General features: G+C 69.4%; 11 protein-coding genes and 1 pseudogene. 5 read left to right on the forward strand and 7 right to left on the reverse strand.

From position 1 onward, the window contains the following. Positions 1-84: 84 nt before the first annotated feature. From ACFCXS_RS06405 to ACFCXS_RS06425, 5 genes are all read right to left on the reverse strand, one after another. Positions 85-498, reverse strand: coding sequence for a YciI family protein (locus tag ACFCXS_RS06405; protein WP_376641909.1), 414 nt, complete (start codon positions 496-498; stop codon positions 85-87). Between the two features lie 85 nt (positions 499-583). Further along, the gene (locus tag ACFCXS_RS06410; RefSeq protein WP_376641910.1) at positions 584-946 is read right to left on the reverse strand and encodes a hypothetical protein; all 363 of its coding nucleotides are present in this window, start codon (positions 944-946) and stop codon (positions 584-586) included. 147 nt (positions 947-1,093) lie between these two features. After that, positions 1,094-1,765 carry a GNAT family N-acetyltransferase gene (locus tag ACFCXS_RS06415; protein ID WP_376641911.1) on the reverse strand — a complete coding sequence of 224 codons (672 nt, stop codon included), beginning with the start codon at positions 1,763-1,765 and terminating at the stop codon, positions 1,094-1,096. A gap of 668 nt (positions 1,766-2,433) precedes the next feature. Further along, positions 2,434-3,600, reverse strand: coding sequence for a polyprenyl synthetase family protein (locus ACFCXS_RS06420; RefSeq protein ID WP_376641912.1), 1,167 nt, complete (start codon positions 3,598-3,600; stop codon positions 2,434-2,436). Positions 3,601-3,711: 111 nt separating this feature from the next. Next, positions 3,712-5,118: a family 2B encapsulin nanocompartment shell protein gene (locus tag ACFCXS_RS06425; RefSeq protein WP_376641913.1), complete on the reverse strand. Its 1,407-nt coding sequence runs from the start codon at positions 5,116-5,118 to the stop codon at positions 3,712-3,714. 255 nt (positions 5,119-5,373) lie between these two features. On the opposite strand from ACFCXS_RS06425, the pseudogene ACFCXS_RS06430 reads away from it, so the two are divergent. Together ACFCXS_RS06430 and ACFCXS_RS06435 are read left to right on the forward strand one after the other, a co-directional pair. Then, positions 5,374-5,526: pseudogene (locus ACFCXS_RS06430) on the forward strand (1-aminocyclopropane-1-carboxylate deaminase); the annotation flags it as partial. Positions 5,527-5,606: 80 nt separating this feature from the next. Continuing rightward, positions 5,607-7,238: a recombinase family protein gene (locus ACFCXS_RS06435; RefSeq protein WP_376641914.1), complete on the forward strand. Its 1,632-nt coding sequence runs from the start codon at positions 5,607-5,609 to the stop codon at positions 7,236-7,238. 538 nt (positions 7,239-7,776) lie between these two features. On the opposite strand, the gene ACFCXS_RS06440 is transcribed toward ACFCXS_RS06435, so the two are convergent. After that, entirely contained in the window at positions 7,777-8,412 is a 636-nt protein-coding gene (locus tag ACFCXS_RS06440; protein ID WP_376641915.1) for a helix-turn-helix transcriptional regulator, read from the reverse strand. Positions 8,413-9,474: 1,062 nt separating this feature from the next. On the opposite strand from ACFCXS_RS06440, the gene ACFCXS_RS06445 reads away from it, so the two are divergent. Further along, a complete protein-coding gene (locus ACFCXS_RS06445) occupies positions 9,475-9,708 on the forward strand; it encodes a hypothetical protein (protein WP_376641916.1) in 234 nt (77 codons plus the stop codon). Between the two features lie 44 nt (positions 9,709-9,752). After that, complete coding sequence (locus tag ACFCXS_RS06450) at positions 9,753-10,535, forward strand: 1-aminocyclopropane-1-carboxylate deaminase/D-cysteine desulfhydrase (protein WP_376641917.1); 783 nt, start codon at positions 9,753-9,755, stop codon at positions 10,533-10,535. A gap of 186 nt (positions 10,536-10,721) precedes the next feature. Here ACFCXS_RS06450 and ACFCXS_RS06455 read toward each other — a convergent pair whose 3' ends face one another. Further along, positions 10,722-12,320 carry a Na+/H+ antiporter gene (locus tag ACFCXS_RS06455; protein ID WP_376641918.1) on the reverse strand — a complete coding sequence of 533 codons (1,599 nt, stop codon included), beginning with the start codon at positions 12,318-12,320 and terminating at the stop codon, positions 10,722-10,724. Between the two features lie 62 nt (positions 12,321-12,382). Between ACFCXS_RS06455 and ACFCXS_RS06460 the strand changes: the two genes are divergently transcribed. Beyond that, complete coding sequence (locus tag ACFCXS_RS06460) at positions 12,383-12,643, forward strand: UBP-type zinc finger domain-containing protein (protein WP_376641919.1); 261 nt, start codon at positions 12,383-12,385, stop codon at positions 12,641-12,643. Positions 12,644-12,875 lie beyond the last annotated feature (232 nt).

Below are 12,875 nucleotides of genomic sequence, written 5' to 3' on the forward strand. Positions count from 1 at the left end.
GGCGGGCGGGGCGTGCGCGACGGGACGAACGCCGCACGGAGCGGCACTTCCCGCACGGGCGGGTCCGTCGGTGCCGGCCGTCCGTCAGATGTCCCCGGAGCCGTCCATGATCGGCCGGATCACGACAGGGTGGGCCGGGGCACCGGGCGGCTGGGGGCAGCGGGAGACGCGGTCGGCGATCTGCGTGACCCGCTCCAGGCTCTCGCACTCCAGGACCCAGTAACCGGCCGGCAGCTCCTGGGTCTCGCCGTACGGCCCGTCGCTGATCACTGCCTTGCCGTCGTCGCCGAGGGTGACGTGCCGGGTCTGTGCCGGCTCGGCCAGGCCCTGCCCGTCGACGAGCTCGCCGCTTACGGAAAGGTCGTCGTTGATGGCGCCCATGTAGGCGAACATGGTCTGCACGTCCTCCTCGCTCCAGGCCGGGGAGCCCGCCGACGCCTTGCCCCGCATGGCCTCGTAGTCCGCCTGCGTGCCCTGCACCATGACCAGGTACTTCATGAGACCGCTCCTTCGGCTCTCACCGCCTCGTCGGGCGGCTCTTCACAGGGGACGTCGGAGCCGGGCAGCGCTTTTCGACACGGGCTCAGGAATTCTTCGCGCCGGATGTCCCGGGGGCCGTTCCGGTCCCGTCCGGAGTCGCGCCGGACCGGCCGGGGGCCGCTTCACGCGGGTACGGGGCCGTGCCGACGGGGCGGGAGGCGGCTTCGCTCCCGGGCGTCGGCGTGGGCGGAACGGTCTCCTCGGGGGCCGCGGGCCCCTCTCCGGGGCGAGTGCCCTTGACTTCGGGGCCGCTCTCGGCGGCTTCCGTGTCGTAGGAGGCGCACTCCGGGTTGTGGCACGGGCCCGCCACCCATCGGGGGACCCAGGTGCCCAGCGTCTTGTGCCGCCGGACGACCGTGTCCACCGGCTGTCCGCAGCTGGGACAGACCTGTTCTTCGCTGCCCATGTCCTCAGCGTAGGCCGGTCGGGGGCGCGGCGCTTCCTGCCGTACGTGCGCACCGACTCCAGGGTGAATTCCGAGATCACGAACCCGGAGCCGAAACATCGGCATGCCCGTGCGGGAGCGGAGCGCGGGCCTGACGTTCCTTCCGGCCTAGGCGGGCTGCCGGTTCGGTCCGGGCTCGCGCCACATGGGCCACATCGCCGGGCCGTCCGGGAGGTCGAGGACCGGGCCGACGGGCTCGAAGCCCAGGCGCTCGTACAGCTTGCGGCTGCGGGCGCTGCTGGCCTCCAGGTAGGCGGGCAGTGCCTCACGGTCGCAGCGGTCGAGGACGGTCTGGATGAGCGCGGTGCCGAGTCCCTCGCCCTGGCGGCCGGGTGCCACTCCGATCATCCACAGGTACGCGTGTGCCCGCCCGGTGGGATGGATGGCCGCTGTCAGCCGGCCGATCATCTCGATGCGCTCGTTGTCGGGATCGACGGCCTCCCGCACCTGGGCCGGACCTTCGTCCTCGGTGGCGCCGCCGTGACCGGTGGGGTCCTCGTGGCCGGTGGCGCCGCCGTGGCCGGTGGGGTCGTCGTGGCCCCCGTCCGCGGGCACGGAGAGCCACAGGGCGCAGGCCGAGCCGTCCTCGGTGACATCTATGCGACCGGCCGCGAGCACGATGTCGGTGAAGGCGGCCATGAGCCCGGGATGCTTGGCACGGCGCTCCTCCGTTCCGGGGAAGACCCAGCCGCTCACGGGGTCGTCCTGGAACGCCTCGTCCAGCAGGCGGACGATCAGCTCCCTGTCCCCTGCGCCCGCCGTCCGGATGGCCACGCCCATGCCCCGCCCCTTCGCTCGTCCGACGGGCGTTGATCGTAGGGGGGTTGGCCCGCGTGGGGCGATGCGAGCAGGATCTTGGCGGGATTCAGTCGAACGTTTACCCAAACGCATCGATATGGCAGCAGCACGGGAGCCGGTCCGGAGGCCGGTCCAGAAGGCGCTGGGGGATCCGTTCCGGACGGGAGCGCAAGGGGCGCTCGGGGAGCCGATGGGGACGGGAGCCCAAGGGGCGCTCGGTGAGCCGTTACGGACCGTGGGCCCGGTGGGCTTTCTTTGGAGCCGTTCCGGGAACTAGGAGCGGGCCCCGCACACCGTGGGGCAGTGCGGGACCCGCCTACCGGAGGCCGGTGGCCGTGCGGGGTCAGGAGCCGCACGGCCCCGGGCTCCCCGGGGTCTTACCCGTCGGTGGCCCGAGGGGCGTCGCTGGTGCTGCCGCTCGTCGGCCTGGGCCGACCGGAAATTGCCCTTCGACCGCTGCAGGCCCCTTCTCGCCGCGGGCATCGTCCGTCGAGGCCGTCCACCGAGGCCGTCTCTCATCACGGGCCGCCACCAATCGAGGCCGCCACCCGTCAAGGCCACCTCCCACCCGGCCGCCGCCCACTGAGGGCCACCGCCTGCCGCAGGCTGCAGGCCGCCCCCCACAGTGGGCCACCGCCTGCCACGGGCCGTCAACCAGCCCGCCGGGTCACCAGTTCGGCGAGGTCCAGCAGACCGCCCGCCGCCTCCGGGTCCGGCACCGCACGGGCCAGTTGCTGCATCGCCCGGGCCATCCGGTCGGCCGCCTGGCCCTGAGCCCAGTCGCGGCCGCCCGCGCGCTCCACTGCCAGCGCGATGTGCTCCGGATCCCCCGTCCCGCCGGGTCGCGCGCACAACTCGGCGAGTTCGGTCGCCGCCGGGTGCCCGGAGGCGAAGGCGGCGACCACCGGCAACGACTTCTCGCGGGCGGCCGGATCGGCACCCGCGGGCTCGTCGGCGCAGTGCGGGTCGCCCCATATGCCGATGACGTCGTCGATGAGCTGGAAGGCGAGCCCGGCCTCCCGCCCGAACGCGTCCAGCGCCGCGACTTCCGCCTGGGAGGCACCCGCGTACAACCCGCCGATCGCGCAGGCACCTCCGAGCAGCGCGCCCGTCCTGGCCTCCGCCATGACGAGCACCTCGTCGAGCGTGACCTCGGCAGGGGCGCGGCGTTGCATCGCCGTGTACGCGTGCTGCCCCGCGCACAGTTCGACCACGCAGTCCGCGAGCCGGGCGGCGGCGGCCGGTGCCGCCGGGTGCGGGTCCTGGGCGAGCAGCCGCAGGGCCAGTGCCTGGAGGGCGTCCCCGGCGAGGACGGCGTCCGCATCGCCGAACACGGTCCACGCGGTGGGGCGATGGCGGCGGGTGGTGGCCCGGTCCAGCGCGTCCTCGTGCAGCAGCGTGGAGGTGTGGACGAGCTCCACCGCGGCCGCTGCCCGAGTCGCCCCCGCCCGCGCCTCGGACCCGCCGGCGGCCGCGGCGGCGAGGACCAACGCGGGCCGGACGGCCTTGCCGGAGCTCCCTTCCGCCGCAGTGCCGTCGGCCTGTTCCCAGCCGAAGTGGTAGAGCGCGATCCGGCGCATCGGCCCGGGCAGCGAGCCGAGCGCGGCCCGCAGCACCGGATCGACCTCCGCCCGGGCCCGCTCCAGCAGCATGGCCGCCTCGTGCCCCTCGGCCGGCGCCGGCCGGCCGTCCCGCTGTGTCCCGATGGTCCCTCGTCCTTCCGGTGTCCCGGCGGCCTGCCGGGGCGCGCCGTACCGCTGCCTGCCCGGGGCGGGCAGCGTCGTCTCCGTCCTGGACTCCGTGAGGGACTCACCCATGGGACCGCCTCGGAGGATGAGCGGATGGTGGCGCTTCCGCTGTCACTGGGCGCGTGCCCCGAGGATGTACCCGCCCTGACGGGCGGGGACACGGCATGCCTGCCGGCAGTGTCACCGCCAGCGGCCGATCTCGACGTTCTCCAGGACACCGAGCGCGTCCGGTACCAGGACCGCGGCCGAGTGGTAGGCCGTGACCAGGTACTTGATGATGGCCTGTTCGTTGATGCCCATGAAGCGCACGGACAGGCTCGGCTCGATCTCGTCCGGGATGCCGGAGGCGCGCAGCCCGATGACGCCCTGGTCGGCCTCGCCGGTACGCAGGGCGATGATGGACGTCGTACGGGCGTCCGAGACCGGGATCTTGTTGCACGGGAAGATCGGCACACCGCGCCAGGTCGGGATGCGGTTGCCGGCCATGTCGATGGTCTCGGGCACCAGCCCGCGCTTGTTGAGCTCGCGGCCGATCGCGGAGATGGCACGCGGGTGGGCGAGGAGCATCTTGGTGCCGCGGCGCCTGCTGAGCAGCTCGTCGAGGTCGTCCGGGCTGGGCACGCCGTCGTGCGGCTGGATCCGCTGGTCGTACTCGCAGTTGTGCAGGAGCCCGAAGTCGCGGTTGTTGATGAGCTCGTGCTCCTGGCGCTCCTTCAGCGCCTCGACCGTCAGCCGGATCTGCTGCTCGGTCTGGTTCATCGGCTGGTTGTAGAGGTCGGCCACGCGCGTGTGGATGCGCAGCACGGTCTGGGCGACGCTGAGTTCGTACTCACGGGGCCGGGCCTCGTAGTCGACGAACGTGTGCGGGATGTCCGGCTCCCCCGAGTGACCGGAGGAGAGGTCGATCTCCTTCTCGCCGTACTTGTTGGAGCGCTGCGAGGGGATCGAGCGGCGTTGCTGGAGGTGTTCGCGCAGGGTGTCCGAGCGCTCCGCGATCTGCTCGAACTCCTGGCGGGGCAGCACGAGCACGGTGCACGCGGTGAGGGCGCGGGCCGTGAACTCCCAGATCGCGTCCGCGTCGAGTAGCGCCTCCTCGCCGAAGTAGGCGCCGTCGGCGAGGATTCCGAGGGACTCGTCGTCCCCGTAGGGGCCGGTGCCGACCTTCTCCACCCTGCCGTGGGCCAGCAGGTACACCTCGTCGGACGGGCTCCCGAAGGAGGCGATCACCTCGCCCGCCGGGATCTCCCGCTGTTCGCAGCGGCGGGCGATCTCGAAGAGCACCTCCTCGTCCTCGTACGACCGCAGCGCCGGGAGCTCCCCCAGCTCCGCGGGGATGACCTCGACCCGGTCGCCGGTCTTCACGAACGTCACCCGGCCGTCGCCCACGGCGAACGTGAGCCGACGGTTCACCCGGTACGTGCCGCCCTGGATGTCGACCCAGGGAAGCATTCGCAGCAGCCAGCGCGAGCTGATCTCCTGCATCTGCGGCACGGACTTGGTCGTGGTGGCCAGGTTCCGCGCGGCCGCCGTGCCGAGACTCTGCTGCGGCTTCGTCTGCTCCGTGCGGACCTCTTCGCCTACCGACATAGAGAACTGCCCTCCCGGTTGTGACCGACGCCCCCATCCCTCGGGCATCGATGTGCACGCGCAAGCCTTCCGCACCCGACGCGGGTGGTGCTATTACCCGAAAGAGCGGGAATGGATCTTCGCATTACTGGGAACAGGGGCCCGTCACGGCGTTCGAATGCGCCCGAGTCCGGGATGCGGACCGGGCGCCCGGTCGCACCGAGGGGCACCGGCCCCGAGCTCCCTCCTCCCCCACGTGCGGGTGACAATGGCTCAGTGACCAGCCCCGACCCGCCCGGACTCGCCGCGCTGCGTCCGCGGCTGCCGTCACCGGTGCAGGAAGTCGTGGACGACCGGTTCGAGCGCCGGGGAGTCCGGCTCCTGCTGAAGCGGGACGATCTGATCCACCCGGAGCTGATCGAGAACAAACCGACTGGTGTAGGTGGGCCCTGACCTGGTCTTTATTTATTGGACACCCACCTTCACCTTGACTGAGGGTGGTTCTCGTTATGGGTGCGAACACAGACCCCGCGAAGCTCGTCGACCTGTACTTGCGTCGTAGTAATTGGCAGGACGACAAAGCGACGCTGAACAAGCATGAACGAGACCTTCGGGAGCGTGCGGCGCGCGAGGGGCTCACGGTTCGTAGGGTCTGGACAGAAGAGCTCTCGGCTTATAAGGCCGGTGTCGTGCGAGAAGAGTTCGACAAGGCCATTGCGGCCGTAGTGGCTGACCAAGTTCGAAATCTCTTCGTCTGGAAGCTTGACCGCTTGAGCCGACAGGGCATGGGTCAAGTGGGCATGGTGCTGGATAAGTTCGAAGCAAAGGGTGCCCGACTTATCGCGCACATAGATGGACTGGATAGCAGTATCCAGCAGCATCGGGGACTCTTTGCCTGGATGGCAGAGCAGGCTCGGTCCGAGTCATTCAATACGTCGACTCGAACTCGCAGCACGAAAGCAGAGAAGAAGCAGAGTGGTGACTGGCCGGGCGGGCAGGCTCCATATGGGTTGTGCGTGCGGAAAAAGCGGACTCGCCGTTTCCGCAAAGAGCATTCGACTGCGCGCCGAATTGCTGACGCTCTTCTCAAGAATCGATCCGGTGAAAGCATCGCCGAGGAGTTGAACTCTGAGGGTCTGAGGACTCGGCGGGGTGGCCTGTGGCGGTCGTCGACCGTTCACCAGTTGGCGCACTCTCCAGCCTGGGCGGGCCTCATGCCCACGCATGAGCGGTACGTGGACAAGAGGGGGCGGGAGCGGTGGCGCGCGACTGACGAACCGCTGCTTGGGGAGGACGGCAAACCGATCCGGGTCGGCGACGGCGTCATCACGGTGGCTGAGCGCGCCCAGATTCTCGCTGGGCTGCGGTCGCGCACGTCGGAGTCCTTCGCGGGCGGACGGCGTGGAAAGCCTGCCGCGCAGTCTTTGCTTTCCAGTTTCGGGAAGTGCGGGCGATGCAATGGGCCTATGACCAAGAGTGGGCAGCAGTACCGATGCTATCGACGGGTCAACCTTGGAAAGTCCGCCTGCCAGGGAATGACTGTCCTGGTGAAGGATCTGGACTGGGCCATCTCGGCGGCATTCATGGCTCGCGTTCGGTCATTCTCGTACGATCACGCAGTCTTCAAGGAATTGGCTACGCGCTGGCTTGCGTACGACAATCCCGAATCTGAAGCGCGGCGACTTGAACTGATCGCCATTGTCAGTGATGCCCAAGCACGCCTGGAGAAGCTGGACGATGCTTACTACGTTCAGGGGCGGTTCAAGGATGCCAATGGTGAGCATCGCTATCTGAAGCTTCGGGAAGCAATTGAGGGGCAAATGGCTTCCGCTGATGAGGAACTGTCGGAGATCAAGGAATCTATTGATCTGTCGACCCTGAAGGATCCAGAAAAGTTGCACGCTTCGTGGCTTTCTGCTGATCGGGAAAAGGCTCGCATGCTCCTTCGTGTCGTGCTGCATTCCTTCACCGTTCTTCCTCCGCGTGGGCAGGGCTGCAAACGGAGCCGGTTCGAGCTGCTGGCAGAGTCCTGCTTTCACTGGGTCGGCGAGAAGAAGCAGCCGCTCAGGCGTGACATGGAGCGGCTCAGCGGCGTAGTCCTGCTCGACCAGGAGGCGGGCCTGGTGGAGCTGGCGGCCTAGGCCTCAGGCCCCCTGAACTGCACTTTTGGCACGCGGCCGGCCGTAGAGGCTTTGGGCTGGAGCTGCCATGGGGCGAGTGAACAGGGGGCCTTACGCTGCCTGCGGATCGGGCAGTCTTTGGGACCTGCCCGCAATAGCCCGATCGGCCCCCTGTTCTTCGAGGCTCGCCCCATGGTGGCTGCCTAAAGCCTCGTAGGCCGTCCGCCCCCAGCCACGACGCCCCCTCCAAGACAGGTGCCAGATGCCGCGTGAGCTAGAGAGGGTGCGGGCCATCGGTGTAACTCTTCGCACGGCTCGGGAGCGTCCTGCGGTCGGGCGGCCGGTGCCCGGTCCGGACCGGCCGAAGGCCGCATGCCGGGCCGGTGCGCCGAGCCGCCCGGCGCGCCGAAGGCGCGCCCTTGAGTAAGTAGAGAGAAGTTACGCCGATTGCTCCCGGCCCCCTCCTCGACGCTCGCGCCTGCACTCTCGGCCTCCCCGTCGCTGGTGGGGGCGGCGTGCTGCTGGGGGCTCTGCGGCCGTACGTCGTGCTTGCTGGCAGCTACCTGACGGGCGGCCGATTGAAGCGCGTAAGGGCCCGTCGGGACGTGTCTGCGGTCTCGAACGTCAGGGCCCATGGGCCGCTGTTGACCGTGAACGACTTGTCGAACCCGACCCACCTGCCTTCCATGCTCCGCCCGGTCATCTCGACCAATAGTTGGACGGCCCCGTGGTAGACGGCTCCCTTGTAGTACCCATCGGCCGCTGTCCGCTCGGTCCACGTGCCTGTGAGGGCCGGGCCGTCCTTGGTGAGTTCCACGAAAATCGGAGAGTCGTTCGAGCCGGGCAGGCTCTCGCCGTGGAGCCGATTGCCCACCTGCCGCATGATCACGTAGTGGTGCCGGGTTACTTCACCCCTGCGGGTGCTCTCGTAGGTGTAGCGGCTGTGCCATATCCCGGAGAGGGAGTCTGAGTCGGGTTGGTCGGCGCTCAGCACATGCACGGACATCCCGAGAGCCTGAGCTATCGGGGCCAGCCAATCGCGCGGTGTGCGCTTCCCTGTCTCGTAGCGGTAGATCTCTTGCCTGCCTAGCTTCTCGGGGCCCACGCCTGCAACGCGGCACGCTTCCCTTGCCAATCGCGCCTGCGACCAACCCAGTTGTTCGCGCCGGTCGCGAATCCGTTCCCCGATATTCATACCCGCCATTGTGGCCTACACCTGGCCTACATGTGGGCCCACATCGGGCCGCTAGTTGGGGCTGAACCTTCGGTTCGAGGATCGAGTTACGCAAGTGCCTCCCTCTGAGGGTGAGGCGGAATTCAGCGACAAACGGAGGGCGCTCGATGCTGACCGTGGAGGTTCCTGCCTGGGGTAGCGTGCTGACGATCTTTCAGGCGCAGGCCACCGCTCGACTCCCGGATGGGCGACCTGTGCACCTCGGCGGAGTACGCGCCAAGTCACCTCGCCTGGCTATGCGCTGGCTTCGGAAGCGCACCCGCCATGTAGCCGCTCAATTGGATCCCCCGTACGCACGCCCGCTCTACTCGTGGTTGAACGACGACCGAGAGCAGCAGCGGGCGCTAGCGGAGTTGGCTCGGGGTGAGTTCTACATCATTCGGGCGAGGGACGAACAAGGGACCGAGTACCTACTGACCGCAGAACCTCAGACAGTTGCCGGTGAGCCCTGCCTATCCGCCTACGGAGCCGAGGGGGTCTCATGGCGCGCTGCATGACCGAGGGGCTTCTGCGTCCGGGATTCTGGTGCGAACGAGTCACCTACAGGTCGCTCGACACTGAGGACATTGCGTCGGCGTCCTTCTTCGCCACCACCAACCCGGCTCAGGCAGTCCGCAAGATCCGCGTAGCTGCGCGGGCTCTCGTATCTGCGCTGCCTGCACGGGAAATGGAACGAGCCTTCGAATGGACCGATGGCCCCGGTTGCCTCGGAGCGGTCGCAGCCCTGCACCGGGGCGAGCCGTGCGGGTTCTCACTCAGCAGTCATGACGGGTGGGTCGAGTGGACGGTTAGGCCGGTCAAGTTCCTGCCTCTGGCTTCTCTTCAGCCGTTCTCCGGGTGCCCTCGAAGGGCGGTCCACGCGGGGATCTCGTCCGAACGTTTGTCGCCTGCATCGCCCACCCGATAACTCCCGCCCCCTGTCAGGCGATAGGGACGACCGCCGATTCCCCCCTCCCCCCACGGCGGTCAGACCCCTGGCAGGGGGCGGGTTTCCAACTCTCTCCACAACAGGATCGATCTCGGATGACATCAGCGACCAACGAGCCCTCAGTAGACGAGCAGGCCCGGAATCACTATGAGAACGCGGCTGCCCTGGCCAGCGAGTTGGATGATCACGAGTACACGGCAGACTTCCACTGCGCCGAGGACTGGAAGCAGTACGCCTTAGGCCTCGGGGTCGCCTTTCGGGGCCTGGATGCCCTGCTCACGACGGGTGCGGCCTTCCCTGAGGAGTGGGTGACGGGCGGCAAGCTGTAGGGGCGCGCTAGCGCATCTGACCTGCGCTCTTGTCACTTACACCAGTGGGCGTACACTCGATCGGCAACAAGTGGCGCAAGCTCGCGCCGAACCTGACCGCGGCGGCCGGCCGTACCGTCGTCACCTTCGGCGGTGCCTGGTCCAACCATCTGCGCGCCACGGCCGCCGCCGGCCGGCTGCTCGGCATCCCCACGGTCGGTGTCGTACGCGGCGACGAGCTGGCCGGCCGGCCCCTCAACCCCTCACTGGCCCGCTGCGCGTCCGACGGCATGCGGCTGCACTTCGTCGACCGGGCGACCTACCGCCGCAAGTCCTCGCCTGGGGACCTGGCCGCCATCCTGCGCGCGGCGGACGCCGAGGACGCGTACGTCGTCCCCGAGGGCGGCAGCAACGCCGAGGCCGTACGCGGTTGCCGCGCACTCGGCACCGAGCTGCGGGGCCGGGCCGAGGTCGTCGCCGTGGCCTGCGGCACCGGTGGCACGCTCGCGGGGCTGGCCGCCGGTCTCGGCACCGACGTGCCCGCCCTGGGCGTGCCGGTGCTCAGGGGCGGCTTCCTGAGCGCCGAGACGGAGGCCCTGCAGCGTGAGGCGTTCGGCGGCCGGCGCGGCGCCTGGAGCCTCGATGAGCGCTTTCATTTCGGTGGTTACGCGCGCGTGCCCGCCGAGCTCGACGCCTTCGCGGAGGACTTCGGGCAACGGCACGGCCTGGCGGTGGAGCGTCTGTATGTCGCCAAGCTGCTGTACGGACTCGTCACGCTGGCCGGTGAGGGTGCCTTCCCGCGTGGATCGGCGGTCGCGGCCGTGATCACCGGCCGCCCCTTCGCCTGAGGCGCCCCTCTCTTGGGACGCCGCTCTCCTTGAAGCACCGCGCCTGCTGAGATTGCGGTCTTGAGGTGCCGCTCGCCCTGAAGCACCGCGCCTCACGAAACGCCGGTCTTGAGGCGCCGACCCCGTGAAGTTCCGCGCCCCTTGATATGCCGATCCGCCTGTCCTCCGGCGGCGCCCCCCCCGCTGTCACGCCGCCTCCCGGAACGCCGCCGCCTCTTCCAGGTCCAGCCTGCGCAGCAGGGTCCTCAGCATCTCGTCGTCGATGTAACGGCCGTCCCGGAGCCTGACGAACACCTCGCGCTCGGCGCTGATCATCTCGCGCGACAGCCGCCGGTAGGTGTCGTCGACGGACTCGCCGGTGATCGGATTGGCCTGGCCGAGCCGCTCCCAGACGGCGTTGCGGCGGCGCTCCAGGACGATGCGCAGCCGGTCGGCGAGCGGAGCGGGCAGGGCGTTGCGCTCGTCGGTGAGGAGCTCGTCCAGGCGCCGTTCGGCGGCCCGGGAGGCCTGTGCCTGGGCATTGGCCTCGGCCAGTGTCTCGGTCTGGGCGTCCCGCCCGGGGAACTTCAGCACCCGGATCAGCGGGGGCAGGGTCAGGCCCTGCACGACCAGGGTCCCGATGACCGTGGTGAAGGTCAGGAAGAGTATGAGGTTGCGCTGCGGGAAGGGCTCCTCTCCGTCGTGCATGGTGAGCGGGATGGAGAAGGCGATGGCCAGCGAGACGACCCCCCGCATCCCGGCCCACGCGATCACGAACGGTCCCTTCCAGGTCGGGTTCTGTTCCCGTTCCCGCACCCGGGCCGACAGCAGCCGCGGCACGAAGGTGGCGGGGTACACCCAGACGAACCGGGTGGCGACGACGACCAGGAACACGGCGATCGCGTACCAGGCGGCCTCGACGCCCTCGTACTCCCCGAGCCCTCTCAGCACCACCGGCAGCTGCAGGCCGATCAGTGCGAACACCGCCGACTCCAGGACGAAGGCGACCATCTTCCAGACCGCCTCCTCCTGCAGGCGCGTCGCGAAATCGACCTCCCACGCACGGTGCCCCAGGTAGAGCGCGACGACCACGACCGCGAGGACACCGGAGGCGTGCACCTGTTCGGCGACGGCGTACGCGACGAAGGGGATCAGCAGGGACAGCGTGTTCTGCAGCAGCGCTTCCTTCACGTGCGTGCGCAGCCAGTGGATCGGCGCCATCAGCAGCAGGCCCACCACGACGCCGCCGACCGCCGCGAGCAGGAACTCACCGATGCCACCGGCCCAGGTCGCGCCCTCGCCGACGGCGGCGGCCAGGGCCACCCGGTAGGCGGTGATCGCGGTGGCGTCGTTGAGCAGGGACTCGCCCTGGAGGATCGTGGTGATCCGCGACGGCAGCCCCACCCGGCGGGCGACCGCCGTGGCCGCGACGGCGTCCGGGGGCGCCACCACCGCGCCGAAGACCAGCGCCGCGGTCAGGGGCATCTCCGGCACGATCACGTACAGGGCCCAGCCGACGGCGAAGGTCGCGAACAGCACGTACCCGACGGACAGCATCGCGACCGGCCGCAACTGCGCCCGCAGGTCGAGGTAGGAGCTGTCGGTCGCGGCCGTGTGCAGCAGCGGGGGCAGGATGAGCGGCAGGACGACGTGCGGGTCGAGCGTGTACTCGGGTACCCCCGGGACGTAGCTGACCGCCAGCGCCACGGCCACCAGCAGCAGCGGTGCCGGCACCGGAGTCCGCCGCGCGGCCGCGGCGACCGCGGCGCTGCCCGCCACGAGCAGCAGCAGTGGCATCACGTCCATCGTTCTCGCCCGCCCTCGTTTTTCGACGCGGTCTTCCGCTCGACCGTCGTAACCTGGCAATCATGAAACAGTGCACGCACGCCGACGCGCTGCCGCACCCCGAACCCGGCCCGCTCAGCGAGACGTGTCCGGAGTGTTTGGCCGAGGGCATGGATCCGGTGCAACTACGGCTGTGTCTCAGCTGCGGTCACGTCGGCTGCTGCGACTCCTCGCCGGGACGGCACGCGGCGGAGCACCACAAGGAGTCCGGTCACCCCGTGATGCGGACCCACGAACCCGGAGAGACCTGGCGCTGGTGCTTCATCGACCATGTCCTGGTGTGACGCGACGGGACCCCGGCGGCGGACGGTTCGACCGTCTGACGTCTGGGTACGTCAACCCGGCGCGCGCTCTTCCCATTTGGGCCCGCCCAACCCCTAGACACGGAGCGTATCCGCAGGTTTACTGTGAGTGACGACAAGGGGTTGGGGTCCCGGGGACAGGACCGTCGAGAGCGCGGTAGCGTCACCGCTGAACCACGTATCGCGTTACCCCGAGGGGCGACCCTCGGCCCTG

Source organism: Streptomyces sp. NPDC056373 (genome assembly GCF_042262425.1).
Classification (GTDB): domain Bacteria; phylum Actinomycetota; class Actinomycetes; order Streptomycetales; family Streptomycetaceae; genus Streptomyces.